General features: G+C 59.2%; 34 protein-coding genes, 1 tRNA gene and 1 pseudogene. 26 read left to right on the top strand and 10 right to left on the bottom strand.

Annotated elements, in window-relative coordinates; translation table 11 throughout:
• The 3 genes from ihfA to L9059_RS15980 all read left to right on the top strand — a co-directional run bounded on the left by ihfA (position 1) and on the right by L9059_RS15980 (position 806).
• Positions 1-303, top strand: a complete 303-nt coding sequence (gene ihfA, locus L9059_RS15990; protein ID WP_002553164.1) for an integration host factor subunit alpha — start codon at positions 1-3, stop codon at positions 301-303.
• Complete coding sequence (locus tag L9059_RS15985; RefSeq protein ID WP_247291965.1) at positions 284-640, top strand: MerR family transcriptional regulator; 357 nt, start codon at positions 284-286, stop codon at positions 638-640. Before ihfA ends, L9059_RS15985 begins: the two co-directional genes overlap by 20 nt.
• Positions 641-729: 89 nt before the next feature.
• Positions 730-806 (top strand) — tRNA-Pro (locus L9059_RS15980).
• Positions 807-889: 83 nt separating this feature from the next.
• On the opposite strand, the gene L9059_RS15975 is transcribed toward L9059_RS15980, so the two are convergent.
• The 7 genes from L9059_RS15975 to L9059_RS15945 all read right to left on the bottom strand — a co-directional run bounded on the left by L9059_RS15975 (position 890) and on the right by L9059_RS15945 (position 6,577).
• Entirely contained in the window at positions 890-2,041 is a 1,152-nt protein-coding gene (locus tag L9059_RS15975; RefSeq protein ID WP_247292056.1) for a tyrosine-type recombinase/integrase, read from the bottom strand.
• Positions 1,942-2,358, bottom strand: coding sequence for a hypothetical protein (locus tag L9059_RS15970; protein WP_247291964.1), 417 nt, complete (start codon positions 2,356-2,358; stop codon positions 1,942-1,944). The genes L9059_RS15975 and L9059_RS15970 overlap by 100 nt, the downstream gene beginning before the upstream one ends.
• Positions 2,359-2,491: 133 nt before the next feature.
• Complete coding sequence (locus L9059_RS15965; RefSeq protein ID WP_247291963.1) at positions 2,492-5,185, bottom strand: toprim domain-containing protein; 2,694 nt, start codon at positions 5,183-5,185, stop codon at positions 2,492-2,494.
• Between the two features lie 2 nt (positions 5,186-5,187).
• Positions 5,188-5,433: a hypothetical protein gene (locus L9059_RS15960; RefSeq protein ID WP_247291962.1), complete on the bottom strand. Its 246-nt coding sequence runs from the start codon at positions 5,431-5,433 to the stop codon at positions 5,188-5,190.
• Positions 5,434-5,505: 72 nt separating this feature from the next.
• Positions 5,506-5,871, bottom strand: coding sequence for a hypothetical protein (locus tag L9059_RS15955; RefSeq protein WP_247291961.1), 366 nt, complete (start codon positions 5,869-5,871; stop codon positions 5,506-5,508).
• Positions 5,868-6,347 (bottom strand): YmfL family putative regulatory protein, encoded by a 480-nt coding sequence (locus L9059_RS15950; RefSeq protein ID WP_282615496.1) that lies wholly within the window; start codon positions 6,345-6,347, stop codon positions 5,868-5,870. The genes L9059_RS15955 and L9059_RS15950 overlap by 4 nt, the downstream gene beginning before the upstream one ends.
• A 29-nt stretch (positions 6,348-6,376) precedes the next feature.
• Positions 6,377-6,577 carry a DNA-binding protein gene (locus L9059_RS15945; protein WP_155001762.1) on the bottom strand — a complete coding sequence of 67 codons (201 nt, stop codon included), beginning with the start codon at positions 6,575-6,577 and terminating at the stop codon, positions 6,377-6,379.
• Between the two features lie 92 nt (positions 6,578-6,669).
• On the opposite strand from L9059_RS15945, the gene L9059_RS15940 reads away from it, so the two are divergent.
• Together L9059_RS15940 and L9059_RS15935 are read left to right on the top strand one after the other, a co-directional pair.
• Positions 6,670-7,017, top strand: coding sequence for a helix-turn-helix domain-containing protein (locus tag L9059_RS15940; RefSeq protein WP_247292055.1), 348 nt, complete (start codon positions 6,670-6,672; stop codon positions 7,015-7,017).
• 99 nt (positions 7,018-7,116) lie between these two features.
• Positions 7,117-7,314 carry a hypothetical protein gene (locus tag L9059_RS15935; protein ID WP_247291959.1) on the top strand — a complete coding sequence of 66 codons (198 nt, stop codon included), beginning with the start codon at positions 7,117-7,119 and terminating at the stop codon, positions 7,312-7,314.
• Positions 7,315-7,366: 52 nt separating this feature from the next.
• Here the strand turns inward: L9059_RS15935 and L9059_RS15930 are convergent, their stop codons facing one another.
• The 3 genes from L9059_RS15930 to L9059_RS15920 all read right to left on the bottom strand — a co-directional run bounded on the left by L9059_RS15930 (position 7,367) and on the right by L9059_RS15920 (position 10,543).
• A complete protein-coding gene (locus L9059_RS15930; protein ID WP_247291958.1) occupies positions 7,367-7,624 on the bottom strand; it encodes an Ogr/Delta-like zinc finger protein in 258 nt (85 codons plus the stop codon).
• Between the two features lie 65 nt (positions 7,625-7,689).
• On the bottom strand, positions 7,690-8,544 hold the full coding sequence (locus L9059_RS15925; protein ID WP_191637792.1) for a phage portal protein: 855 nt from the start codon (positions 8,542-8,544) through the stop codon (positions 7,690-7,692).
• Positions 8,480-10,543, bottom strand: coding sequence for a terminase large subunit domain-containing protein (locus L9059_RS15920; RefSeq protein ID WP_247291957.1), 2,064 nt, complete (start codon positions 10,541-10,543; stop codon positions 8,480-8,482). Before L9059_RS15920 ends, L9059_RS15925 begins: the two co-directional genes overlap by 65 nt.
• A 162-nt stretch (positions 10,544-10,705) precedes the next feature.
• Between L9059_RS15920 and L9059_RS15915 the strand changes: the two genes are divergently transcribed.
• From L9059_RS15915 to L9059_RS15815, 21 genes and pseudogenes are all read left to right on the top strand, one after another.
• Entirely contained in the window at positions 10,706-11,614 is a 909-nt protein-coding gene (locus L9059_RS15915; protein ID WP_247291956.1) for a GPO family capsid scaffolding protein, read from the top strand.
• Between the two features lies 1 nt (position 11,615).
• A complete protein-coding gene (locus tag L9059_RS15910; protein ID WP_247291955.1) occupies positions 11,616-12,632 on the top strand; it encodes a phage major capsid protein, P2 family in 1,017 nt (338 codons plus the stop codon).
• Complete coding sequence (gene gpM / locus L9059_RS15905; protein WP_247291954.1) at positions 12,632-13,348, top strand: phage terminase small subunit; 717 nt, start codon at positions 12,632-12,634, stop codon at positions 13,346-13,348. Before L9059_RS15910 ends, gpM begins: the two co-directional genes overlap by 1 nt.
• 97 nt (positions 13,349-13,445) lie before the next feature.
• Entirely contained in the window at positions 13,446-13,907 is a 462-nt protein-coding gene (locus L9059_RS15900; RefSeq protein WP_247291953.1) for a head completion/stabilization protein, read from the top strand.
• The gene (locus L9059_RS15895) at positions 13,904-14,350 is read left to right on the top strand and encodes a phage tail protein (protein ID WP_247291952.1); all 447 of its coding nucleotides are present in this window, start codon (positions 13,904-13,906) and stop codon (positions 14,348-14,350) included. Before L9059_RS15900 ends, L9059_RS15895 begins: the two co-directional genes overlap by 4 nt.
• Complete coding sequence (locus tag L9059_RS15890) at positions 14,340-15,020, top strand: phage virion morphogenesis family protein (protein ID WP_247291951.1); 681 nt, start codon at positions 14,340-14,342, stop codon at positions 15,018-15,020. The genes L9059_RS15895 and L9059_RS15890 overlap by 11 nt, the downstream gene beginning before the upstream one ends.
• A 12-nt stretch (positions 15,021-15,032) precedes the next feature.
• Positions 15,033-16,148: a DUF2586 domain-containing protein gene (locus L9059_RS15885; protein WP_247291950.1), complete on the top strand. Its 1,116-nt coding sequence runs from the start codon at positions 15,033-15,035 to the stop codon at positions 16,146-16,148.
• Between the two features lie 6 nt (positions 16,149-16,154).
• Positions 16,155-16,607 carry a phage protein gene (locus L9059_RS15880; RefSeq protein WP_247291949.1) on the top strand — a complete coding sequence of 151 codons (453 nt, stop codon included), beginning with the start codon at positions 16,155-16,157 and terminating at the stop codon, positions 16,605-16,607.
• The gene (locus L9059_RS15875) at positions 16,607-16,819 is read left to right on the top strand and encodes a TraR/DksA C4-type zinc finger protein (RefSeq protein ID WP_247291948.1); all 213 of its coding nucleotides are present in this window, start codon (positions 16,607-16,609) and stop codon (positions 16,817-16,819) included. The genes L9059_RS15880 and L9059_RS15875 overlap by 1 nt, the downstream gene beginning before the upstream one ends.
• Entirely contained in the window at positions 16,816-17,022 is a 207-nt protein-coding gene (locus L9059_RS15870; RefSeq protein ID WP_247291947.1) for a hypothetical protein, read from the top strand. Before L9059_RS15875 ends, L9059_RS15870 begins: the two co-directional genes overlap by 4 nt.
• Positions 17,019-17,546 carry a lysozyme gene (locus L9059_RS15865; protein WP_247291946.1) on the top strand — a complete coding sequence of 176 codons (528 nt, stop codon included), beginning with the start codon at positions 17,019-17,021 and terminating at the stop codon, positions 17,544-17,546. Before L9059_RS15870 ends, L9059_RS15865 begins: the two co-directional genes overlap by 4 nt.
• The gene (locus L9059_RS15860) at positions 17,543-18,010 is read left to right on the top strand and encodes a lysis system i-spanin subunit Rz (RefSeq protein WP_247291945.1); all 468 of its coding nucleotides are present in this window, start codon (positions 17,543-17,545) and stop codon (positions 18,008-18,010) included. Before L9059_RS15865 ends, L9059_RS15860 begins: the two co-directional genes overlap by 4 nt.
• Before the next feature lie 33 nt (positions 18,011-18,043).
• A complete protein-coding gene (locus L9059_RS15855) occupies positions 18,044-18,331 on the top strand; it encodes a putative phage tail assembly chaperone (protein WP_019407714.1) in 288 nt (95 codons plus the stop codon).
• A 23-nt stretch (positions 18,332-18,354) separates the two neighbouring features.
• A complete protein-coding gene (locus L9059_RS15850; RefSeq protein ID WP_191637791.1) occupies positions 18,355-18,495 on the top strand; it encodes a DUF6890 family protein in 141 nt (46 codons plus the stop codon).
• 6 nt (positions 18,496-18,501) lie between these two features.
• Positions 18,502-20,463 (top strand): phage tail tape measure protein, encoded by a 1,962-nt coding sequence (locus L9059_RS15845; RefSeq protein WP_247291944.1) that lies wholly within the window; start codon positions 18,502-18,504, stop codon positions 20,461-20,463.
• The gene (locus L9059_RS15840; RefSeq protein WP_247291943.1) at positions 20,460-20,777 is read left to right on the top strand and encodes a DUF2590 family protein; all 318 of its coding nucleotides are present in this window, start codon (positions 20,460-20,462) and stop codon (positions 20,775-20,777) included. Before L9059_RS15845 ends, L9059_RS15840 begins: the two co-directional genes overlap by 4 nt.
• Positions 20,774-21,949, top strand: a complete 1,176-nt coding sequence (locus L9059_RS15835) for a baseplate J/gp47 family protein (RefSeq protein ID WP_247291942.1) — start codon at positions 20,774-20,776, stop codon at positions 21,947-21,949. The genes L9059_RS15840 and L9059_RS15835 overlap by 4 nt, the downstream gene beginning before the upstream one ends.
• Entirely contained in the window at positions 21,942-22,535 is a 594-nt protein-coding gene (locus L9059_RS15830) for a phage tail protein (RefSeq protein ID WP_247291941.1), read from the top strand. Before L9059_RS15835 ends, L9059_RS15830 begins: the two co-directional genes overlap by 8 nt.
• Before the next feature lie 8 nt (positions 22,536-22,543).
• On the top strand, positions 22,544-24,160 hold the full coding sequence (locus tag L9059_RS15825) for a phage tail-collar fiber domain-containing protein (protein ID WP_247291940.1): 1,617 nt from the start codon (positions 22,544-22,546) through the stop codon (positions 24,158-24,160).
• 8 nt (positions 24,161-24,168) lie between these two features.
• On the top strand, positions 24,169-24,879 hold the full coding sequence (locus tag L9059_RS15820) for a phage tail protein (protein WP_247291939.1): 711 nt from the start codon (positions 24,169-24,171) through the stop codon (positions 24,877-24,879).
• Positions 24,876-25,122, top strand: a pseudogene (locus L9059_RS15815) (hypothetical protein); the annotation flags it as partial. The gene L9059_RS15820 and the pseudogene L9059_RS15815, both read left to right, overlap by 4 nt.

Genomic DNA, 25,122 nt, shown 5'->3' with positions numbered 1-25,122 from the left:
ATGGGGGCTCTGACGAAAGCTGAGATGGCGGAACGTCTGTATGAGGAACTGGGCCTGAATAAACGGGAGGCCAAGGAATTGGTCGAACTGTTTTTTGAAGAAATCAGGCACGCTCTGGAAGACAACGAACAAGTCAAATTGTCCGGTTTCGGCAATTTCGACCTTCGGGACAAGCGCCAGCGGCCTGGCCGCAATCCGAAAACGGGAGAAGAAATCCCGATCACGGCTCGCCGTGTGGTCACCTTTCGTCCAGGGCAGAAGTTGAAGGCCCGAGTTGAGGCTTATGCTGGAACCAAGTCATAACGACGAGCTACCCGTCATCCCAGGCAAACGCTACTTCACCATTGGTGAAGTCAGCGAGCTGTGTGCGGTAAAACCGCATGTGCTGCGCTATTGGGAGCAGGAGTTTCCTCAACTCAACCCCGTTAAACGCCGCGGAAACCGCCGGTATTATCAGCGTCAGGATGTACTGATGATCCGGCAGATCCGCGCGCTTCTTTACGATCAAGGCTTCACCATCGGCGGCGCACGCCAGCGTTTGTCCGGCGACGAAGCCAAAGATGACACCACCCAGTACAAACAGATGATCCGGCAGATGATTGCCGAATTGGAAGACGTGCTGGTTGTACTCAAGAAATAATTTTTCGCTTTTAAATACTTCCAGTTTTCAAAAGCTTGCGATATATTCTTGAGCATTCCTCGAGTTGAGGGATGGGTTTCACGCCTAGTCGGGGCGTAGCGCAGTCCGGTAGCGCACTAGCATGGGGTGCTAGGGGTCGAGTGTTCGAATCACTCCGTCCCGACCATATTTTTCAATGACTTAGCCACCTTATTGGTGGTTTTTTCATTTCCACCCCAGTGACTTTTCGAGTGACCTTGAGTTTTCCTACTATCCCTGCCTCCTCTTCAGGATCGTCAGCGCTGGTGCGCGTGAGTCGGTTACTGATACCTTATTTGCAGCCTCAATCAGTTGGTCCAGCTCTGCCGCTGAGTAGTGACTGGTGATGCTGCCGTTCTTATGGCCGAGCAATGCTTTGCGATCTTCCTCAGTCACACCTGCTGCACGTAGCCTTCTGCCAAAGGTGTGCTTCAAGTCGTGAATGCGGATCCGGGCGAAACCATCGTGTGCCGGCCGCAAATATTTCTCCTGCCATTTCTTCGCCGCCCTGACCCTGGCCTTCTTCCAAGCTGAGTCGTTCATGCGGTGAACTGTCGTTTCATTCCCTTCGCCGTCAGGCTTGCCAAACGGAAACACGAAAAGCTGGTTCTTGCCGCGCTGCTTTTCAATGACTGACTTGGCCACATCATTTAGCACGACCAGGCGCTCGTCCCGGTTCTTTACCCCGGCCCGGATGCTCCTGCCGCCAAAGCTTGCCGGGATCAGGAACACACTTGACCCTAGCTCCGGCACCGCAATTTCCCAATCCCACTGAAGCTTGCATACCTCCTGCTCCCTGCAGCCTGTGTTGACCTTGAACATTGCCATGGTCTGAAGGTGGGCTGGGAGTTCGGCGAATAGGATCGACTGCTCTTCCCATGAAAGCGGGTAGGGCTTTCGACTGGTCGTCTTTTCGTCCAGCAGTGAGATCATCGGGACCACATCCAGCCACGGCCGACGCTCATCATCCCTCCACTTCCTGGCACTTAGATTCAATACCCGGATCACTCGCTGAAGGGCGATGTTCACTGTCCGGTTAGTCACTGGCTTGCCCGTTGCCGGATTCAGCTTCGAGCGGATGTAGGGGGCCAGGGCATCATCATCGACGTGTGTGATTGGCATATCCCCAATGAACGGATCCAGCTGTGCCATGTACGTTGCCGAAATATGGATCGAGGCCTGATCCTTCACTTCCAGCAGGAAGCGAGTTGCCGCTTCCCGCCAGGTTCTTACCTTCTTGATACCGTATACCTTCTCCTGTCGGCGCTGCTCCAAGAGATGGATCAGGTACTGCTCCGCTTCTGCGCGGTCACAAGTGCCAGTGCTCTCTTGAATTCGTTCACCTCGGTACTTCTTGTCGATCTTCCAGATGCCGCTCGGCATTCGCTGGAGCCCGGTGATTGCTTTTTGTGCCATTGCGTATCTCCTTTGGATCCGCCCTGGCGCTCGCTGCGGGGCCGATTGTTGTCCTGATTGGCTGCTTTTTCAATCGCCATGGCCTGAATGTAGGCGTCTGCCCACTCGTCAAGCTCCAGTCGGTCGAAGCCGACACCCTGTTTTCCGATTGGGAACTCCCGAACGTGTGGCCGGACGGTTTTGTTGAATTCGTCCCGGCACATGCCGAGATAGCCGTATGCCTCGCCGGCGCGAATGAAACGCGGGAGGATGGGTGCGACTTGAGCAGCGCTTCGATTGGCCATAACTTTTTCCATGCCGTTCGTGGCGGCAGAATGTGGGGAGGGTGGTTACAAGGTGAGTTCGTGTCCCAAGAGCACCCAGCTCAATGGACGAGTACTGCGATGGCAGTCATCTGCGATTTCTCCCTTGGTGGTTTTAGGCAGCCTGGAAAATCCAGCACCGCACGGTTTTCGGTTTATCAGCGGCATCGGTATCCCATGCCGAGCAGACGTTCCTGTTGGTCTCAACGAACTTGGGACACTTGCTTGTTTTCAGATGGCGCTTGAGCTCCGTCAGGTCTGGGACTTTCTGGCGTTTCTCCGCGGCTTCCTTGGCGAAATCGTTGAGGTTCACCGCGATAAGGCTGTCATTGCGGGAGTGGTTGAGCCCACCTGCAGTGCTGTTCAAGTACTCGTACAGCTCCCAGAACTCGACGACGATCGGGTGATCAGCGTTGATCGCCAGCTGGCGTTCCTTTGCCATGCTTTGGATCTCCGCGTGGGCCGCGTCCACCTGGTGCTTTTTCAGTGGGACAACGTGTTCAAGGGCGTCGACTAGGGCGTGCAGTTGGGCGTGATTCTTCGCGATCCGGACGGTGCGGATCTCGGGTAGGGCCAGCAGTTGCTGTTCGTATTTGGGCCCCTTTTCGCGGAGGGTCTCCATCACCTTGCTTTCCATCATGGTGGACTTGACCAGGAACCCGCTGACGCGGTCGACCGGCATACGCTCAAGCTTCTCCACCAGCAATTTGGTTTGCGGCGTCTGGCCGTCCTTCGTCATGGCGATGTGCACCAGGCGTTGCAGAATGGGTTCTGAAGCGTTTACCGCGTGGTTTTGGCCGATGACCACAGCGCCACGGAACGGAGGTTCTCGGGTGTCGTTGCCGTTGTTCTTCACGCCAGTGGAGCGAACACTGCGGCCGTTGTAGGCGGTTTTTAGTTCGTCCCAGTCATACTGTTTGGTCTGGCTGCCATCGGTCTTTTCCCGCTCCGATTCGATCAGCACCACTGGCAGATTGCCGACCTGGGCGAAGTTACGTGCTCGAGCAACTGGGGTGCCCTTGGTTGGGTCGAAACCTTCGTAGTCGATACGACCGCAGAGCTTCCATAGGAACTCGATCAGCGTGGACTTACCGGCACCTGGCTCACCGATGATCTCCATAAAGGGGTAACTTTTCTGGTGCTGCCGGATCTGCTCGGCGAACAGCGAGCCGAACCAGAATGCGAGCGCGACCAGCCCTTTGGCACCGAAGCATTGCCAAATGATGTCCAGCCACTCGGTGTCGAACTTCTCCAGGTCCGTGTTCAGGTTGAGGATCACCGACTGGCTGAGTGTCTTGATGCTCAGCCGGTCCATGTCAAAGAAATCCTCCTCGTTCAGCTTGAACACTTTCCCATCGCGCACCGCCACGTCGCCGTAGACGTAGGCGCTGTGCTCACGGGTGTAACCGGTGAAGTCAATGGTCTGTACGGTTTTGAGGGCGTCGGTTTGCTCCTCAATGAAGGCGTCCAGCTGCGGGGTGGTACCTGTGAACATCCCGCCAGGAGCAATGCCGAGCAGCCGCTTCTTGAACTCTGCAGACGAGGCGATCTGCGAGCTGGTGAAGGTGTTCTTGATCGGCGCCGCATCGTGGGCGAACGTGATCCGGAAGTAATACCAGGACTCGTCGGTGAGCTTGTTTTCCTGGTAGTACAGTGCCTTCGGATTACAGGTAGCAATGCGCTGCAGCGCGCCGCACTGCTGCATTGCCTTGGACCGCATCTGTTTGTTGTTCAGCTGCTGGTCGTCGTGGTGGTCGCTGTCCTCGAGCTCCTGGATCGCCTTGTTGTATTTCTCCAGATCGAGTTTGAACCAGTACAAGCGGTTGCCGAACTCCAAGTGGAATTCGCTACGGCGCTTCCAATCGAACATCACCAGCGCTTTCTCGGTGGCGTTCTCAGCGATCAGCAGGGCGCCGTGATGCCGGGCGGTGGTGATGTCTTTGTCGACCTGAGCATCACGCTTCTCGCCTTCGTCCAAAAACTGCCAACGTTGGTGCAGATCGTTCCAGTCGACCTTCCTGTTATCCCGCTGTGGGATTTGGGCGGCTTCGCAGGTGAAGCCCAGTTCACGGGCCATACGGACCCAGCGCTTGGTGTAAGCGTGTGCACCAGGTTCATTATCCAGCGCCCAAACCAGCTTTGGCAGGTTGCCCGGGCGAGCAGCTACCAGCGAATTCAACGAGTCGGCCGGGAAGGCGTTTGAGGACATTGCCGACACGGCGGCGATGTTGTGATGTACCAAGGCAAGCGCATCAAAGATCCCCTCGACAATCCAGATCTCTTTCGCCTCGAGCACGTCGACGCACGGCGGACACCACCAAAAGCCTTTGTAGGATTCACCTGGCTTGAAACGGGCTTTCATCTTGCCAAAGCGCGAAGGCCTGTCGATCAGGCGTTCCCAATAGCCGCCTTTCTCCAGGGCGAAGCGCACCGTCGCGCTGCCAGCGTCATGCTGGGCCGAGTAGTACGTTTCCTGTGTGAACCAACCGGCGATCAATGAAATATCGAAGCCGCGGGCAAACTCAAGGTATGCGCGCGCCGTCGCTGTAGGGGCGTTTTCAGTAGCTGGAACCCGCTTGCTCCAGTCTTCAAAGAGATCGTCGTAAATCTCCTTCACATGCACCGTATGGCCGCACTTTTCTTGACGTCCACAGATCAGCTGCCAGGGACTGTCGAAACGGGTGTACAGCTCTTTTTTGTTGCACTTGGGACAAGTTCCCCCACGCATGTAGTTAGTGGGCGCACGGTGTTTGAGGCCGAATTCGGACTCGATGCGCTGCAGAACGTCGTGACGCAGATCGTCTCTCATGATTACTTCACTGCCTTGAGGCTAAGGCCGAGGCTTTGGGTTAGGGCGCCGATCAGGTGCTTTTGAGCAGCCATCACCGGGCTATTGGCGAGAATTGATCCGTGACGCAAGCCATCGGGAATCATGCGGTACTGATCTGCATACCAGAGGTCATTGAGGCTGAGACGGTATTGCTCGCGCAGGTTGGCCAAGAGCGCTTGGGCCTGACCTGATGTCAGTTTTGCGTTGATGTTCATGGCGTTTTCCATCGTCAAACCTCTATTCCGGGCGCAGCTCACCCAAACCCACAGCGGCGGGACGGGCGATTCAGTGGGTGGGTATTACGGTGCGGCTATGCGGAAACGACCGTTGTCCGGTGCGTTGAGAATGCGTTCGTAGATCAGGCTGACAGGAACAGCCCAAGCGTTGCCGGTGGCGGGATCGATGATGACTGTGTGCGTCGACGTGCTGCTGATCATGTCCAAGCGTTGCCGATCGCGTATCGCCGACATATCGCTGCATGCGAGGTGAACAAGCTTTTCGGCGGTTGTCGTCAATACGTCGTAGTCGGTCACCAGGTGCTGAACTGCGCGGTCGAACAGCTGCTGGTCATCACCCAAGTGTTCGCATTGGTGGCGCTCCAGAAATGTGAGCGCAGCGGCTTTAAGCACGTCCTGGTATTCAAGTACTGCAGGCAGATGGTTCATTGAGTAACCCCTGATTTATTGCGGTACAGGTCGATGGCTGCCAGCACTTCGGCATGACGTGCTGCCATGTGCAGGTTGTGGGCATTGAGGATGTGTTCGGCTTCGATCTCGGAAATGCAGCCGTCCGCCAACGCCTTTGCGATTTCTTGGTCAACACATCCGCGCTTGGCCGCAACGTTCACCGAAAGGGTGTACATCTCGACATTGTCCAAGCTCTCCGGATCTGCCACCGGAACAAACAAGCCGCCGTACATTGCTGCGACGTAGTTGGGTAGATGCTGCGTGCCGGCTTCCTGCTCCAGCTGGTAGAGCTGGGCGTCTGATAGCGGGCGACTGTTGTTGTTTTCGTAAGCGTGGTTGTCGAACTTTTTCAGCGCCAAACCGATACGTGCTGCAGCGCATTCCCGGCCACCTGGGTAACTGCAAATGATTGCGCTGACTACTTCCCGGCGAGTCTTTAGAACCGAACTTTTCATGTTCTGCTTTTCCCTGTGGTTCAGTGCCATTACTGTTCGATTACGCCGTCTTTGATACCTAGCAATACTGCGGCGCGATGTGCCTCCCCACGGCGACCTTTGATCCGACCGTTCAATAGGTCGCTGACTAAATTTTTGTTCAATCCGTGCTTTCGGCTGAATTCCGCGATGCTGATACCTCTGCGATCCAGATCCGCGCGGGCTTGCTCCGGTGTAATGGTGGCGGGCATAGTGTTCACTCTGTTCGGTTGTGTTTGTTCGCGTTTGTGTGTGGTGATTCTTGGTCAAAAAATTGATCAAGTCAATGGTGGTGAATAAAAAAATGCTCATAGCAGATCAAGTAGGTGAACGCCTGAGAGAAGAGCGCGAGCGCTTAGGGTTAAATCAAACAGAGTTTGGAGCACTTCTTGGGGTGAGTCGGGGAACCCAAAAAAACTATGAGCTGGGGGCTAATTCGCTCGACCTTCGCTATGTGTCCGCTCTTGAAGAGCAGGGTGTCGACGCAGCGTTTGTGTTGACTGGCCGGCGTTCCACACCGCTTGGGCAATTGTTTACTCCAGAAGAGGAAGAATTGATCACCCAATACAGAAGCATCACGCCATTCGATAAGGAGGCGATCCGTCGCTTCTTGCAGGCCATGGCCGATGACGCTGCCCGCCTTCGGAATTAATCCCAAACAATCCATCTGCGTCATTCGTCAAGCCTTTAACTAAAGCTATGGCCGCCCCGATAACGTCGATTCAGCAATGCACTTTATGGAGTAGTAAGCATGTTGGATCGCACGAAAACTGAGCCTTTCAGCGTTGAAACCAATGAGTTTGAATGGCGGGATCTGTCCACAATTGAACGTCGCCTTATCCGCCTGTACCGCCTGTTGAATGAGCAGGAGCAAATTCAGCTTCGCCGGATGTCCCAAGTACTCGCGACCAATCCTAAGAGCCCGCGAGCAGCTGATTTCAATCGCTGAAAACCAGTTCACGTAACCGATCGCCGACACCATTGCGTCGGCGGTTTGAATTTCACGCCACCGCCTGTGACCCCAGCTGCTCAAACAGCTCCCGCTGCTTTGCTCTGGGCATATCCCTCAAACGGTCGAACAACATCCTTTCGAATGACTGAGCCGATGGGCTCAACGTGTGCGAAAACGTCAGATTCGCGACCCATGTGTGCCCGCACTTTGCGTCCAGGCACTGGCAATAGAGCTTGGCAAAATCCTCCGATAACTGTTCCCGCGAAGCGATCCGTCCTTTGTGTCCGCATTTGCATATAACTCGCATTGTGTCCCTCCCCAGGGCAGCCAATCGCCACTATTTTGCCACAATATGTAGTGGCAATCTCTTGCCTATGCGCCTGATGTAGTGGAATCAACTGTTTCTTTAGGAGTTTTCCAGGTGAATCGCCTGTCATCTCGTAGCGTGTCGTTCAGCTGATTGAACAGCTGGCAGATGGGTCTGATCTCGTTGCTGGTGTACACGCGATCAATCTTTTCAATGTCGCCAAAACCGGCGCTGTTTTCCGGGATGATGCCGGCAAGCGCAGGGTTCATGCGCCAGGCAGCGATCACGTCGTTGCGCGTGATGTTCTTGACCTTCTCCAGCTCGTCCTTGGCTTGAAAGTCACCCACCGGGATGATCTGAATCGCTTTCTCGGCGCCACCCGGGATGTTCACAAACATCGATCGAAAGTTGCCCACGCCTTTGCTGGCACTGATCTGTTCCTTAAGCTTCTCTTCGTCGTCTTCGCTTAGGTTCGGGTCGTTGGTGTAGAAGATGTAGCCCGCATGCGCACCGTTGCTGTAGTACCGACGGCGGAAGAGGGTAGCGGCTTCGTTGAGCAACAGCGCCTGCATACCACCGAGGTAATCGGGCACGCCGTAAATGTCCTGTTCCACGTCGTAGTTCAGAACATGCTCAACTTCGTCCTCCTCGAATTCCACCTTTTTGCCGTCCGGCAGCAACATCACAAACCCGCCGCCAACCTTGACCCGCATGTTGATTGCCGGCAGATGGTCCATCTCCAGCACCTGGCCGAAAGCGTTTCGATTACGGCGAAAATACGCCTCGCCGAACACGTTGAAATCGAGCCCTGCGCGGCTCATCGTCTGGATTGAGCATCCGGGTGAGGGGATGAACTCACGCAGCAGTAGGTTGCGTTTGAAGCCGGGAATGGCGCCGTGGTGAGCGTTGGCGCGCAGCAACTTGGCCAGACCCTGGCGTGACACCGGAGGCGTGTAGGTTTGTCCGTCGTGGCTGGCGAACACGCCCAGGTAGTGCCCGATGTTCTCGGTGAGCACCTGTTCCGGTGCGCCGAATGAAAACGCCCGCATGGGCCCGGGAGCCGCTGTGCTGTGCTGGGTTTTTGCTGGTTTGCCCATGGGTGTTTGGTCCGCTGAGTGTGTAGCGGCTGCGCCGCTGCTTGTTGGTGTTGAGGGGTTCATGGGCCAGGGCGTGCATGATCGCCCAGGCGATATCGGCATGACCGGACGCGTCGGTCCGTGACGCGCTGTACGTGACCTGACCGCCGTTTGTGGTGCCTCGCTTGATCGTCAGGAACGCCTGAGCGATGTCGTTCCAACCGGCATCCCACTCGATTCGGCTGCCCTGAATCGTGTCCTGCGCTTTTAGCACCAGGGTGTTCTTGGTCTCGAGGCTGTAGTGGATCGAGGTCGCACGCGGGTAGAAGTCGCGCACCAGGTCGAACACGCCGTAACCGATGCCGGTGGTATCGATGCCGATGTGCTGCACGTTGAAACGCTCAGTGAGCTTCTTGACCTGGTCGGCCTGGTACTTGAACGACTGCCCGCGCCAGCTGTGTTTCTCAAGGATCCGGAACTTGCCACCATTCTCCAGTGGCGGGGCGACCACCACGCAGCTGGCGTCATCGCGTGTGCGGCTGGGGTCGTAACCGATCCAGACGGGACTGTTGCCGAATGGGCGGGGGTCGTCGGGGTCGTAGTCGGTCCACAACGACAGGTCGGAATAACAGCGCTCGAGATCGACCAGGGAAAAGGCGCTCTGCGTGCTGTCGATGAACTTGCACAGGAACAGCTGCTGAAACTTGTCCTCGTCGTACTCCAGCTGCAGCTGCTCGAGGTCGAACAGATCGCACCCGCCAGCGATCGCGTCGAGAATCGTGATGACCTTGCGCCATTGCCCATCCGGACAGAGTGATCCAGCGGCGGCTTGGGCTTCGCTCGGCCACGGATCTTTGGCGTTTTTGCGCTTGCTGTTGCGAAACTTCTCACCGGTCCAGAACGGATACGCCTGGTGTGACACAGCGCTGGGGGTCGAGAAATAGGTTTTGCGCCACTTCTTGTGGGTGGCCATGGCACTGGCGACGGTGTTCAGCTTCTCGAAATCGCGGATCCAGAAGTACTCATCCACATAGACATGGCCGTGGTGACCCTGAGCGGTGCTGCTATTGGTGCTGAGAAAACGCAGTTCGGCCCACGGTTTGCCGTCTTTACTGAGCACGATCGGGTTGCCGGTCAACTCCAGGCCGAACCACTCCTGAGCGAACGACACGATGTAGCTGCGGAAGATCTCGGACTGGGCGCGGCTGGCTGACAGGAAGATCTGGTTGTCACCGGTCAGTACGGCGTCCATGAACGCTTCGCCGGCGAAGTAGTACGTCAGACCCACCTGGCGGCTTTTGAGGATGTTACGGATTCGGCTTGTCAGCGGGTTCTGTTTGGCCGCAAACAATTCCTTCTGGTAGCCGTACATTTTGCTGATGAACTTGTCGAGAAAGTCCACCTCGGTCAGTTCGCCTACTTCGTTCTTGGTCTTTTTCTCGCGCTTCTTTCCGCCCTTATCGTTGCGCTCGCCTCGCTCCCGGCGTTCGTTGCGCTGTCCTTCTTTGCGCTGGCCATCGTCCGCCAGCGAATCGCCGATCGGTGCCGGTACCGGCTTCGCGGATTGCTTCAATAGTCGCTCGCGAACGGTGGTCAATCGATCGAGCTCGTCCAGGTCGGCCTTGGTCAACGACGTGGATTTGTCGAGGATGAGGGTGATTCGCCGGCCGACGGCCGTCAGCGGTTCTTCATCCGACAGCATGTCGTCCCACTCTCCCTGGCGGATCCAGTAGTAAATGATCCGGATGTTGGGCAGGGACAGTTGCGCCTGAATTTCACGCGGCTTGCAGCGGCGTAAATAGAGGCGTCTTGCGGCTTCTTTAAGTTCGGGGGCGTATGGCATGGCCGCAGTCTATGCGGCGAAAACGCTGGAAACGTGGGCTTAAAATCCGGGTTAAACCTATAACGTGAAAATAGGACCGAGGCAAAAGTGAATCGTTTGTTTGGAGGTCTGCAGCTCCCTATCGTGGCGGCTCAAATCACCGATTGAGCGCAGTTATCGCCCATGCCCCGTTCCCTTGTTTCGTTCTGGAAACGTGTCGCCACCAGCGGCACTACCGCTGACGGTCGCGAGATCCTTCCCCAGGAACTGCGTGATATCGCTGAGACCTACAACCCAGCCAAATACACGGCAGTGATCTGGTGTGAGCACGATCGTTGGTTCGGCTCCCACGGCACCGTCTTTTCGGTGCGCCTGGTTGAAGAAGCCGAAGGTCTCGAACCAGGCCAAGTCGCACTAGAAGCTCAGCTCAAGCCCAACGACAAGCTGCTCTGCCTCAACGACCAGGGTGAAAAGCTGTTCACCAGCATCGAAATCACCCCGAACTTCGCAAACAGCGGCAAAGCCTACTTGTCCGGCCTTGCCGTGACCGATTCGCCGGCCAGCCTGGGCACCCAGGAGCTCTACTTTTCCCGAAAAACCGGCGAGCCCGTGCATTACGCCGCGTCTGTACCTCTTGGCGTGCTGGGTGAGGAGGAGCCCAAAGGTGAGATTGGCATGTTGACCAACATGCTAAGCCGCCTGTTTAAGCACTTCGCTGTTGAAGACACCTCCACGGAAACGACCCAGACCACTCCCACCGAGAGCAAACCCCCAATGGATGAAGCTACAGCCAAGGCTTTGAAAGCCTTGAACGAACAACTCGGCCTTGTCGTCACCGGCCTGGCCGCTGTGATCGAACCGGCGACTGTTGATGTCACCGCCCCTGTTACCACTGAAGTTGAAGACGTAAAGGCAGCTGTCGACATCGTCGTGAGTGAAGCCGAAACGGAGCGTGAATTCGCCAAGAACGGCAGCGACAGCAAGCGTCTCGATCGTATCGAAGCGCTACTGGAAAAAGCCTTCAACACCACCACCGGTTTGCCACTGCCGAAAACCACCGGTTCCACCGAAATCAAAAAGCGGGTGTTGTGACATGAGCCAGCAATCTTTAAGCAATCGTGCCGTGCTGCAATATTCTGCGCTTTGCCTGGCCATCGCCGAGACCTACAACGTCGATGTGACGCGTCAGTTCAACGTCGAGCCGAGCATTGCCCAGGAACTGAACGACAAAATCACCGAGCGCGCCGACTTCCTCGAGCGCATCAACGTCGTGCCCGTGACCGAGATCAAGGGCGAGAAGGTCATGTTTGGGGTGAATGGTCCGGTTACCAGCCGCACCAACACCAAAACCACCGATCGCGAAGCTAAAGACGTTTCCGACCTGAACGGCTTGGGTTACGAGCTGTTCCACACCGAGTCGGACGTCGGTCTGCCGTTTGCCAAGATCGACAGCTGGGCCAAGTTCCCGGACTTCGCTGATCGCTACTCGGCGGCGGTGCAGAAGCAAATCGCTCTGGACCGGATCATGATCGGCTGGCATGGCGTTGCAGCTGCGCCCCAGACCAATCTGGCTACCAGCCCGATGCTGCAGGACGTGAACAAGGGCTGGCTGCAGATCGCCCGCGAGCAGATCCCTGAGCAGGTTCTCGAGGAGGGCGCGACTGCTGGCAAGATTACCCTCGGCGCTGGCGGCGACTATGAAAACCTCGACGCCCTGGTGCACGACGTCAAGCAGATGATCAGTTCGGTTTTCCGTGACGGCGGCGACTTGATTGCCATCGTGGGCAGCGATCTGCTGGCCGCTGACAAGGCCAAGCTGTATTCCAATCAGGCCGGCAAGCCCACCGAGAAAGAGCGCATTGAAAGCGCCCAGGTCATTGCGACCTACGGCGGTCTGCCGACCTTCACCGTGCCACATTTCCCAGTCAACGCTGTGGTCGTCACCAGCTGGGACAACCTGTCGATCTACTTCCAGGACAGCAGCTGGCGTCGTCACTTGATCGAGAACCCGAAACGGTCTCGCGTCGAGGATTACAACGGCCGTAACGAAGGCTACGTGATCGAGCAGCTGGAGAAATTTGCCGCTGCTGAAAACGTGGAGCTCGTCTGATGAGCCTGGCACTGGCGCACAAGCGCCGCGTTCAAGCCGAAGGTCCAGCCGCCGCTGTACGCGCCGGTGCCGAAGCGATGGTGTATTCATCCGCCACCGCGCTTTCCAGCCCTGCCAACGGCAAAAAGCACCTGAAGCTGATGGAAGACGCCTTGGCTGTGGATCTGGAGCGCATTGGCGCGATCAACAGCCGCGAACTGCGTCAGCAGCTCAAGCGTGACGAACTGCTGCCCAAATACCTGGACTACGTGCAGCGCTATCGCGATTCCGGATTGAGTTTCCCGAACTCGGTGGTGATGCAGGTTCTTGTCTGGCTGTTTGACACCGTGCAGTTCGAAGCGGGGTTGGACCTGGCGAACTTCGTCATGGAGCAAGGTCAGGCCATGCCGGAGCGCTTCAAGCGTGACGTGCCGACCTTCGTCGCAGATGCGGTGATCGAGTGGGCCGAAGCTGAGCAGAAGGCCGGTCGTAGCCCTGAGCCTTACCTGTCCGATCTGTTGCCCCGTGTAGATGGCGAATGGCAGCTAACTGAGCAGATCCCGGCCAAGTACCACAAGTTGATTGGCATCCGAGCGATGACGGCCAAGGACTGGGCGAAGGCCGTCGTTCACTTCGAGCGCGCCACCGAGTTGCACGCCGCTGTCGGTGTGGGCACGCGTCTGGAAGGCGCTCGCAAGGCACTGGCAAAAGAACTGGCTGAGAAAGCCGCCGAATAACCGACTACCCCCCCGGCGAGAAACTGTGGATGTGAGCCAGCCATTTATGGCCTGACCCACTGAAACAGTTTTCCCGCCCCTATTCGAGTGCCCAGCAATGAGCTTTTCCGGGAAACCCACCACCTTTGTGGAACAGGTGATCGAGAACGACGGCTTCTGGCCGAACCTCTCTTTGGCCGAATTTCAGAAGGGTTACCGCCTGCCGGCGGAGTACCTGGTAGACATGCTGGCCACTGATCTGACCACGGCAATGATCGAGGTCAACGGTGATCTCTCCAAGCGCAAGGCTGCATGGCAAAACGCGGGCGTCACCAGCGTGGAATCTGCAGACCCTATGGTGCTGCCGGAGCGCACATTTCACGCAGCGACGTACAAGCGCGCCGTGTACTGCCGCGCCAAAGCCAGTTTGCTGACTCAGTTCGCCACCGTCACTCGCCGTGAAAGTGCGGAGAACACCGGCAAAGAGCTGCCCGAGCGAGGTGAAACCTTTCTGGAGTTCAGCCAACAGTCCATTCGTTCACTCCAGGGCCGTGGCCGCATCACGGCGGCACTGCTATGAACAAGCTCCGCGCCCTTACCACCTTCCTGATCAAGCGCGAACTGGTACTGCCTGAGCAGCTCGACAGCTTCACCGATCAGGTCAACCTGGAACTGATCTGGAAGCCGGACGTTGCCGGCCTGCACATGGGTGATATGCGCTATCGCGCCGTCATCATCATGGAGCGCTTCGCCGATCACCCGGGCCGGCTGATGGCGTTGGTGGGCAGTTGGCTGGCCAGCAATGACCCCGATCGCGATGAAGACTTGGCCGCGCCGGCGTTCGCCATCGAGATGCTCGACCAGGACCTGGCTGACGTCGAAATCACCCTGGAATTTGTCGAGCCGCAGTACCTCGCCGAAGATCCGGCCGGCGAGATCGAGGCTTTCGGCGCCACCTGGTCATTCATCCCGTTTGACCTGTGGATAGCGGAGCAGGGCGAGGTGGCCACCCATGGCGCGTAGCACTTTTGACCTGGACGTGCGCGGCCAGCTGGGCGTGCGCGAGCAGTTGGCATTGCTCAGCCTGCCGCCGCGATTGCGTCGGCGGCTGTTGAACAACGTCAGCAAGCGCGTACGCACCATGAGCCGCAAGAACATCCGCAATCAGCAGAACCTGGACGGCTCGCCCTTCGAAGCTCGCAAGAATCCAGAGAAGGGTAAGAAGAAGATGGAAGCCGGCCTGGGCAAGTTGCTGCAGGTCACCAGCGTGACGCCTGACCAGGCTGTCCTGGGCTGGCGCAATGCGCTGACCAGTTGGGTCGCTGCCCAGCAGCATAACGGCACCTCCGAACGCCGCACCGCTGCCCAGATGAAGCGCTGGAACCGGGTACCTGAAGGCCTCGCCGCTACCGAAAAGCAGGCCAAACGCCTGCGCAGGTTGGGCTTCAAGGTGCGCCAAGCGGGCAAAAAGAGTCTGAGCCGGCCCCCGGTGGCCTGGATTCTGGAGCATGTGAACTACGCCCAGGCCGGGCTGCTGATCCGCATCCTCAGCGAAGAACAATCCGAATCAACCGGCAAGCAAAGCTGGGAAATCACCCTGCCTAAACGGCAGTTCCTCGGCGCAAGCACCGAGCGCGACACTGGTCTGCTGCTCAACCAGGTGCTGCAACAAATCCTCAACTCACCCCGCTAAGCGAGGCACTGCATGGCACTCGGCAAAGTCAGCGTCAACAATCTCAACCTCGGCCAGGGTGCCGTGACCGAGATCGAGCGCTATTTCCTCTTCATCGGCCCAGGCGCTAAAAACGTCGGCCAGCTCATTCCGCTTAACACCCAGAGCGACCTGGCCGTCCAGCTGGGCATCCCCGACAGCAGCCTGAAAACCCAAATCACCGCCGCCCGTGCCAATGGCGGCGACCGCTGGGCCTGCCTGGCAGCGCCGATCGCGGCCGATGGTAATTGGCAAGACGCACTGACCTACGCGCAACAGCAGGGCTATTCGGTGGAGTCGATCGTCATCACCAAACCGGTGACGACCGGCGCCGAGCTGACCGCCATGCATGACGCGGCCATTGCGCTGAACAACACCTACGGCCGTCGTGCCTTTGTGATCGCGGCCACGGCCGGCATCCAGTTGGTGCAGACCTGGACGCAGTACCTGACCGAGCAACGCCAGATCACTGACAGCATCGCGGCACCGCGTGTATGTGTCGTGCCGCTGCTGCACGGCAACGACCAGGGCGTGCTGGCCGGGCGCCTGGCCAACGCGGCCGTAAGCATTGCCGACAGCCCCATGCGTGTGGCCACCGGTGCAGTGCTGGGTCTGGGCTCTGTTCCTGTCGACTCTGAGTCGATCCCGTTGCCGTCCGCGATCCGTGCCGAGCTGGACACTGCCCGTTTCTCGGTTACTCAGACCTATCCGGACTACCCCGGCGTGTTCTGGGCTGACGCCAATATGCTCGATGCCCCGGGTAGCGATTACCAGGTGGTCGAGTACCTGCGTCTGGCCGACAAGGCGGCGCGCAAGGTCCGGATCCTGCTGATCCAACGCGTGGGCGATCGCCGCCTGAACAACACCGCCAACAGCATGGCTGCCAACACCAGCGCGCTGATGGCGCCACTGCGGGCGATGGCCAAGTCCGTGACCTTCGCGGGCCAGGTGTTCCCCGGCGAGATCCAGCCACCCAAGGACGGCGACATTGTCCTGGTCTGGCAGAGCAAGACCAAGATCGAGGCCTACATCACGCTGCGACCGCACAACTGCCCCAAGGATCTGACGGCCAACATCGCCCTCGACCTTTCCACCGACGATTCGGAGTAATCCCGCATGTCTGCACGCATTGGCGGCAAAAACTTCGACGTGAACCTGGGCGACAGCTTGATTCACGTCCAAACCTGCACCCTGGACATCACCGACAACACCGCCGTGGCGCAATCGCGAGGAGTGCCCAATGGGCACGTCGATGGCGACGTCGCCGCCGGCGGCGAAATGGAGTTCGACACGGTCAACTTCAATCTGCTGATCGATGCGGCGCGCGCTGCCGGCAGCTTTCGGGCGCTTGAGCCGTTCGACATAGTGTTCTTCGCCAAGACCCCGGTGGATGAACTGCGCGTGGAGGCCTTCGGCTGCAAGTTGCGCGTATCGAGCCTGCTCAACATCGACACCAAGGGCGGGGAGACGTCCAAGCACAAGGTGCCGTTCGACGTCACCAGTCCGGACTTCGTCCACATCAATGGTGTGCCGTATCTCGACGCTACCGAGATCGAGGGGCTGAGCTGATGACTTGCCCGTTCGATCGCGCCCAGGCAACGGAGCAACGCCAACGTGACCAGGCCATTGCCGCCCAGTTGGCCCAGCCGCGCCCGATCGGGCCAAGCCGTAGCGAATACCTGGACTGTGACAACGAGATCCCCAGAGCGCGCCAGGCGCTCGGTGGAATCTTGCGTTGCGTGCCATGCCAGTCAATTTTCGAGAAAGAGGGTCGCCGATGAGCACAAATCAAGTCGCTCAGGACACCGCCCTTGCATTCGTAAAGGCGTCACCGGCCATCGGCGTGGCCGCTACCGGTGCGACAGGTGCCGTCGACTGGTCGTCGGTAGCCTACATGCTGACCGCGCTTTATATGGTGCTGCAGATCGTGCTGCTAGTCCCCAAGTACAGACAGATGCTGCGCGACTGGAAGGGCAAGTTATGAACCTGCGCGCCAAGATCGCGACCGGCGCCATTGTCATGGCCAGCGCCTCTTTGGTCGGCCTCCTGGGCAAGTGGGAGGGCAATGGCCAGAACGTCGTCTATGCCGACAAGCTGGCCCGTGAACTGCCCACAGTGTGCAAAGGCATCACTCGTCACACCAGCCCCTATCCGGTGGTGATCGGCGACTACTGGTCGGACGCTCGCTGTGACGAGGTGGAGCAGCTGGTGATCGAGAAAGGCCAACTGGCCCTGGCTGACTGCCTGACCAACCAACAGATCGGACAGAACACCTTTGATGCCCTGAGCAGTCATGGCCACAACGTGGGTGTGCCCAGCACCTGCGCCAGTCGGGCAGTGGGCTTGATCAACGCCGGGCGTATTGCCGAGGGCTGCAGGGCCTTGGCCTGGGCGGCTGATGGCAAAACCCCGGTCTGGGCGTATGTCACCAATGCCCAGGGCCGCAAGGTGTTCGTGCCCGGGTTGCACGCCCGCCGGCTCGACGAAGCGAGGCTTTGCAGCCAATGACTATTTCCCCCGTGCGCCTGGTGCTTTTCGTGCTCCTGGTCGGGCTGTTGGCTTGGGTCGGTTTCGACCTGGTGGCCGATCAGCGCGATGACGCCCGCCGCGAGCGCGACAGCGCACAGGTTGAGGTTAAAGGGCTGCGCGAAGCCGCCCGAATCAGCGGCGAGATGCTGGCCGCACGCGATGAGATCGATCTTCAACGCACCCAGGAACTGACCAATGAGCGCAATCAGAACGATGGCCTGCGCCGCGATGTTGACGATGGCCGTAAGCGGCTGCGCCTCGCTGCCACCTGCAGCACCACAAAGCCCACCAAAACCGGCTCCGGCGGCGTGGCTGATGCAGAAACCGCCGAACTCACAGCAGACGCTCGATCGGATTATTTCACCCTCAGAGATCAACTCGCCCTCAGCCGGCAAATGATCCTGGGTCTGCAGGACCACGTGCGCCGGATCTGCCTGCGCTGACTACCACCCCTAAATTTGAATGGAACAACAGCCATGACCGAACGCCGCGAAATCACCCTGGAAGTGGGCGAACAGGAATTCAACTTCACCCTGACTCCGCAGGACGTGACCAAGTACTTCAACAGCATGACCGCCAATAACAAGGTCTCGCCCTCGCACAACCTTCTGGTCGGCACCGTGCACCAGGACGAGCGCGCAACCCTTAAGGAGCTTTTGAAAAACCCGGTCATGACCATGCAACTGGTGGGCTCGCTGCTCGAGGAGTACGCCCCCGACATCGACATCATCGTAAAAAAGCGCTCAGCCACGCTGAGCGCCTAAAGGAAGACGGCCTGGGTCAGTTGATGGCCCTGACCAACCGCTGGCTACCTGGTGCAGAGCCCACCATTGAAAACATGGGCACGGCCAAGTGGTTGGAAGACGAACACTGGAAGCGCATGGAATTTGCCGTCGCCAACGGCATTTCCCATGCGTTTAACGGATAGAGAACCATGGCAGATCGCAGCTCCCGTCTCGACTTCATCCTGGCCCTGACCGACAAGGTCACCGCACCGCTGGCCAGGGTGAAGACAAGTTTTTCCGACCTCGCAGAGCAAAGCGAGGGGAACATCAAACAGATGGGGGTGGGCCTGGCCGGTGTTTGGGGCGCGGCTACGGGCATCACTGAATCATTGGCGCCTGCCTTGGAGATGAATCGCGCCCTGGGCGAGGTTCGCTCCCTGGGCGTGGCCGAGAACGCGCTGACCTCGCTGCAGGAAAAGTCCCTGCAGTTTTCCGTGGACTACGGTGAGAACGCCCAGGCCTTCGTGGCCTCTGCGTACAAGATCGATGGCGCGATCAAGGGCCTTGCCGGCAATCAGTTGGCGGTGTTCACCAACACCAGCAACCTGCTGGCCAAGGCCACCAAATCCGACGCTGACACCATGAGCGACTACGTCGGCACCCTTTACAACCTGCAGAAGACCCAGGCCGATGCCATGGGCAAGAACACCTGGGTGGAGAAGCTGGGCGGACAGACCGCACTGGCGGTGCAGCTGTTCCGCACCGATGGCGCGCAGTTGAAGGACGCCTTCAAGGAAGTCGGCGCGATCGCCACCACCGCCGGCGTGGATCTGGCCGAGCAGATGGCGGTGATCGGCTCTCTCAGCAGCACCATGGAAGGCGGCGATGCCGGCGGCCGTTACAAGGCGTTCTTCGAGAATATCGGTGCAGCGTCGGAAAAGCTGGGCATGAAGTTCACCGACCAACAGGGCAAGGTCCTGCCGATGGTGGACATTCTGACCAAGTTGGAAGGCAAGTATGGCGACCTGACCAGCGCTTCCGCCGGCACCAAGCTGATGGAGGCGTTTGGCGGGGAGGGCGCCCAGGTGATCGGCGCCCTGGCCAAGGACACCGATCGGCTGCGCAATGGTATCGACCAGCTGGGGAAAGTCCGCGGCTTGGAGAATGCCGAGCGCATGGCCAAGGCCATGGTTGACCCGTGGCAGCAGTTTGGCGCGGCGGTGCAGGCACTGCGCATTGTCTTCGGCCAGGCGTTGATTCCGATGCTTGCGCCACTGATGGAGCGCCTGACCGGGATCGCCGGAACGCTGCTGCGCTGGTCGCAACTGTTCCCGAACATCACGCGGGTGGTCGGTATCACCGTGCTGACGGTGTTGGGACTGATCGCTGGCATGGCCTTACTGACCTTCACCGTGGGGGCCAGCAAGATGGTCTGGCTGTCCATGCTCACGATCTGGAAGGTGCTGACCTGGACCGGTTTCAAAAGCATCGCAATGTTCCTCTATCACGTGGTCATGATCGCCGCCTTCACCGTGGGGCTGATTGCGATGGTCGCCTGGATGGGCCTGGTGCGCGGCGCAATGCTTTTGTGGCAGGCCGCAATCTGGCTCACCAACGGCGCGCTGATGGCCAACCCGGTCCTGTTGATTGTCCTGGGCGTTGTCGCCCTGGTCGCCGCCGTGGCCGCTGCCATTTACTACTGGGACGACTGGACCACCGCGCTGATGAACACCGAGGCGTTCCAGTGGGTGGTCGACCAATTGCAGGCCGTGTCGGACTGGTTTGGCAGCATGGGGGGCTGGTCCAGCATGGCCAAGGCCGCGTGGGACGGCATCGCCTCGATCTTTCAAAACGCGATCAATGGCTTGGTCGAGATGCTGAACAAGATCCCAGGCGTGAGCATCGACGCGCGCCTGGGCAGCCTGACCGACTCGCTGCCTGACGGCGGTGACCGCGCCATGGCGGCCAAGGAATCGATGGGCAGCGGTGTGGGTAGCCTCTCGCCGAACCGGCCGACGGCTGTAGCCCAGGGCGGTCTGCTCAGGACCATCCAGAACACCACGCAAACCCAGAACAGGGGCACCCACGTGGAGAAGGTCGAGATTCACACGGCCAAGCCTATGACCCCGATGGAGCTGGAAAACATGATCAGCATGGGGGTGGCCGGATGAGCCTCTACATCGATCTGCTGATCACCAACAACGACCTGACCTTAGATCCGTCCAACCAGCCCGTGCTGGTCGAGGACCGGGCCAGCATCGCCCAGGACATTGCCCACATGATCCGCGAAAGCGGTCTGTTGGTGACGCTGGTCGCCGAGCGCGATCGCTTTCGCCAGGCCGACTGCATCCAGCAGCTGGAGCTGCTGGTGGAGAACGATGAACGCCTGGTACCGGGCACCGTCCGGATCATCACCCAATCCCCTGGCCAGTACCTGGTCACCGCAAAAACCGTAGCATTCGGAGCTGTCGAGGTGGTGTTTTGAGCGACGTAGATTTCAAGCAAGCGCTGGCCGATGCCGGTATCCCGACCACAGAGGCGAAACTGCGCCAGGCCTGGGAGGCGGAAGTGGTCGCCCAGGGCAGCAAGCTGAGCAACACCGGCGCCTGGTCGCCGTTCTGGCGGGTTGTCACTGCCCTGGTGACCAAGCCAGTGATGTGGCTGATCGAGTTCCTGGTAGTTACCGTGCTGCCGAACTTCTTCGTCAAAACTGCGAAAGATGGCTGGCTGGACATGCTGGCCTGGGCCGTCAACGTCACCCGCAAGCCTTCCACCAAAGCCCAAGGGCTGTTGCTGTTTACCCGCAGCGCGATCGCCGGCACGCTCGAAGTGCCCGCTGGTACCCGGGTGCAGTCGATCGCCATCAATGGCAACGTCTATGAGCTCCTGACCAGCGCTGCAGCGACTTTCGCCGATGGAGTGGCCCAGTTGCTGGTTCCAGCCGTGGCCAAAGATGCGGGTAGCGGCTTCAACCTGGCACCCGGCTATTTCTCCATCCTGCCGGAGCCGGTACCGGGCGTTGTCCAAGTGGTCAATGCCGATGGTTGGCTGACCGTGCCCGGCGCGGACACAGAGAGCAATGACGACCTGCGTCTACGCACCCGTAACCAGTTTTCAGCCGTCAACCAGTGGCACACCGACGCCGTCTACCGCGCCATGATCGCCAGTTTTCCGGGCGTCCAGGCCGATGGGGTCTACTTCGAGCACAACGCGCCCCGGGGCCCCGGCAGCGCCAATGCCCTGGTGCTGTTTGAAGCGGATGCGCCGGCGGACACCTATCTGGAAACAATCAATGCTTACATCCGTGACCAGGGCAACCATGGCCACGGCGATGACCTCCTGGTGCAGAAGATGCCGGAGACCTTGCACACCATCAGCCTGACAGTCTGGCCGAAGGCCCAGGTGGGCATCGAGCAGCATGCCGCACTGTTCAGCGATATCGAACTGTTCATCCGCGCTGCCTTTCGGGAGAGCACGGACAGCGACTACCAGCCGACTGTCACCTACCCACAGTCGCGGTTTTCCTTCAGCCGCCTGGGCGAGGAGCTGCATGAGCAGTTCCAGGGCATTGACTCTTTGCGCTTCGAGAATGGCGACATCATCTCGGAATTGACCATCCCGCGCCTGTCCGGAGTCGAGGTGGCCATCGGTGCTTAAGTTGAGTTTGCCCTTTTGGCTGGATGGCCCAGAGCTGGCCAAGCTCAAGGCCGCCGCGCAGTCCTGGTGGAGCAAGGCTGAAGGTTGGCTGAACTGGCCACTTCTGCAGCTGGACGCCGAGACGTGCCACCTGTCAGTGCTCGATCTGCTGGCCTGGCAGCGCGATATCCAACGTTTCCACGGTGAGCCCGAGCGCTTGTATCGGTTGCGGGTGAAGTACGCCTTTATCAACGCCGTCGACGCCGGCAGCACGGCTGGCATGGTCCGGATCTTTCAGCGCCTGGGCGTCGGCTATGTCGAGATCGAGGAGCGCATGCCCGGGTTGGATTGGGACGTGGTGCTGTTGCACCTGACCGACAGCCAACTGAGCGAAAACCCGGTGCTGCTGCGCGTGCTCATGCAGCAGTACGGCCGCACCTGTCGCCGCTACGACTTCGTCACGATCACCCCGGTGACCCTGAGATTTGGCGTGGCCCACTTCAACGATGACCAGCAAACCTTGATCGCCACCCTGGACGAGCAATCGCCTCGCCTGGTGCAGATCAACGAGCTGGCCATCGTGACCATTGTTACTGACCCCCTTTAGGAGCACCCATGGGAGCAAGCATTACCCTCGCCGGCGAAAGCCTGATCGCCCAGAAACAAGGGGCGCAGGAAGTCCTGGAGGTTGCGCGCTTCGTCCTGGCGAACGTGCCTGGTCTGGATCCGACCAGTTCGGTCGATCGCGCCGCCGGCAAGCCGCCTGCCGCGCAGATCGTCCACACCGCCAACGTCAACCGCAAAGGCTACGTGAGCCCGCGCCAGGTGATTTACAGCCTGATGGTCGGCTCGGACATTGGTGATTGGGACTTCAACTGGATCGGTCTGGAGACGGCCGAAAATGTGCTGTTCGCCGTGGCCTATGTGCCGCTGCAACAGAAACGCAAGAACATCCCGCCGGAGCAGATCGGCAACAACATCACCCGCAACTTCCTAGTGGAGTTCACCGGCGCCCAAGCGTTGACTGGCATCGTGGTGGACGCGAGCACCTGGCAGCATGACTTTACGGTGCGGCTGAGTGGCATCGATGCTCGCGAGCGTTTGAGTAACCGTGACGCGTTTGGCCGCGCCTGCTTTCTGGCCGACAGTCTGAAAATGGAGCGCAACGCTTTTGACCTGTTCCAGCTCAAGGCCGGGGTGGCCTACGTGGAAGGGATCCGGGTCCAATTGACTGAACCTGTGCTGACCCAGCTACCCGTTTTTCCGGCCAAGGCCTGGCTGGATGTGTCGCTGACGCGAGTTGCCAGCGATGTGGTCGCCAGCTGGCAAGTGGTGTTCGGCAATGCAAAGTCGGACTACCAGGACAACAACAGTGTCCAGCACTACCTGGTAGAGGTGGCGAGCGTGGCCACTTCTGGCGAGATCACCGACCTGCGGGCCAGTCAGCCGATCACCCAGGAACTGGTGAAGCACTTCGCCGCCCGCGTGGGTGACTATCCGCAGCTGCGTGCTCGAGCAACCACCAAGGATGACGTGGACCTGGGCGAACTGCCCAACGCCAAGAGCGACGACCCGACGTCGAACAGCAGCGAGATCCTAGCGACGACCAAAGCGCTGCAGGCACTCAGGTTGGCTATGGATGAGGAACTGGTGGGTATGACCGGCCTTTTTTCCACACCAACGGCGCCACCCGGGTGGCTCAAGGAAAATGGGGCGGCCGTGTCGCGTGTGGCCTATGCACGGCTGTTCGCCAAGATCGGCACGAAGTTCGGCGCCGGCGACGGCGTCACCACCTTCAACCTCCGAGATTCACGCGCCAAGTTTCCACGGTTCGTGGATGACGGCCGGGGCATTGATGTGGGCCGGACAGTAGGCAGTGACCAGGCCGACGAGACGAGAATCCACACCCACACTGGAAGCTCGGCCGCTGCCGGCGGGCACACGCCTACAGCAACCACCGGTGCCGCTGGCAAGCACGCTCATCTGATTCGATCTGGAATCTATACCCCCGACGGAATTGACCAAGAGGGCTTCGAAGTAGAGCCCCGAAACATCGTCAACTACGGCGAGGCTGGCGCACACGACAAATTGACCAGTGAAAACGGCGATCACACGCACCCCGTTACCGTCGCGCCTGTGCCCGATCACAACCATGTCATCACTATCGGTAGCACCGGTGGCCTAGAAACTCGGCCGATCAACACCGCCTACCTTGCCTGCATTAAGTATTGAGACCCGCCATGACCATTAAAATCGTCTATCAGACTGATCACCTGGGTATTTACGTCGGCGAAACTGTGGCCGACGCATCCCCGCTAGAGCCCGGCGTGTGGTTGATTCCTGCGCGTTGCGTGGAAGCCAAACCGCCGGTTATCCCCGAGCGCAAGGCCGCGCTGTGGGACGGCGAGCGCTGGCAGTTGATTGACTCCTATCAGGGGCTGACCGCGTACAACACTCAGACCCGCGCCTCGATCGTGGTCGATCGCTTGGGTGCGTTGCCGGCTGGTTACACCCTGGAAGTGCCAGGCCCGGGGCAGATCTGGGCCGATGACCGATGGATTGACGACATCCCGGCGGTGGTGGAGCTGCGCTACCAGGAACAACTGCAGGCTGTGAACATCGCATGCCAGCGCGAGATCACCGGTGGCTTCTGGTCCACCGCCCTGGGTGAACGCTACCGCTACACCAGCGAACTGGACGACCAGGTCAACCTCACAGGTATGGCCGTGCGTGGTTTGAACGGTCCTTATGCCTGCTACGACGAGCAGGGCAGCAAAGCCTTTCGGCCGCACTCCGCCGCGCAACTACGCCAGGTCAGCGACGAATTCACCGAGTTCAAAATGCTGCGCCTGCAAAAGGTGGCCGACCTGACTGTGCAGCTGCAGGTTGCACGCCTGGCGCAGGACCTGGGCGCGATCAACGCCCTGACTTGGGAGTCGTTGTCGGTATGACTTGGACCCCTGTCACCATGCGTTGGCCGGAGCAGTCCACCCAGTGGCTGAGTGATCTTGACGCGGCCAAGACACTGGCCGGCGGCGAGCTGGTCAGCACGGCGGAACGATTGCTGAGCCTGGATTCACTGGCTACCACTCAGCCAGGACCGGTCGGCGCCGCTGCTGCAGGTGTGGTCGAATCCGGCCGTGCTGCGCTCAGCGAGTCGTTGAGCGAGGCACCGATGTGCCTGGCCGTCACTC

Source organism: Pseudomonas violetae (genome assembly GCF_023072615.1).
GTDB lineage: Bacteria > Pseudomonadota > Gammaproteobacteria > Pseudomonadales > Pseudomonadaceae > Aquipseudomonas > Aquipseudomonas violetae.
This window is presented reverse-complemented; position numbering and strand designations above follow the sequence as displayed.